This is a genomic window from Clostridium sp. NSJ-49 (assembly GCF_014287725.1).
Lineage (GTDB): Bacteria > Bacillota > Clostridia > Clostridiales > Clostridiaceae > Clostridium > Clostridium disporicum_B.
Map to the genome: position 1 here is coordinate 1 of NZ_JACOOP010000117.1, position 732 is coordinate 732.

At 35.4% G+C, this 732-nt stretch carries 1 protein-coding gene; it reads left to right on the forward strand.

Annotation, left to right across the window (positions count from 1 at the left end; translation table 11 throughout):
* Positions 1-133: 133 nt before the first annotated feature.
* Positions 134-604, forward strand: coding sequence for an IS200/IS605 family transposase (gene tnpA / locus H8S10_RS17945; RefSeq protein ID WP_186839756.1), 471 nt, complete (start codon positions 134-136; stop codon positions 602-604).
* Positions 605-732 lie beyond the last annotated feature (128 nt).

A 732-nucleotide genomic window follows, 5' to 3' on the forward strand; every position in this document is an offset into this window, starting at 1 on the left:
TTGTATTTAGAATACCACAGGTTCTACCTGTGGTTCCGGAAAGCTTCTAGCGGTGAGTAGAAATAAAAAAACCTCCGTTGTAAAATTATAGTAGGTTTGCCGACCAAAACTATAATACAAGGAGGTATCCAATATGGATAATAGTAGTTTAGCACATAGTAAATGGAATTGTAAATATCATATAGTTTTCGCACCAAAGTATAGAAGACAAATAATTTATGGAAAAATAAAGGCTGATATAGGAGTAATATTGAGAAAGCTATGTGATCAAAAGGGTGTAGAAATAATAGAAGCAAATGCATGCAAAGATCATATACATATGCTTGTTAGTATACCACCAAAATTGAGTGTTTCACAATTTATGGGATATTTGAAGGGGAAAAGCTCGTTAATGATATTTGACCGACATGCAAATTTAAAATATAAATATGGAAATAGGCAGTTTTGGTGCAAAGGATATTATGTTGATACAGTAGGAAGAAATAAAAAAGTAATTGAAGAATATATAAAAAATCAAATTCAAGAAGATTTAGCTTATGAACAAATGAGTCTAAAAGAATACATAGACCCGTTTACGGGTGAGCCGGTAAAGAAAGGCAAGTAATATAACCCCTTTAGGGGTAGCCAGTGAAAATATGCGGTTGGCAAACCGTTCGACGTGCGAGTAGCACAGCCGGTGACAGAGCCTTATAGGCGTAGAGCAAACCACCCGTTTGACGGGTGGTCCTGATT

Excerpts from the sequence above, each read along its gene's own strand:
- tnpA (WP_186839756.1), top strand. The coding sequence starts at position 134 with ATGGATAATAGTAGTTTAGCACATAGTAAATGGAATTGTAAATATCAT.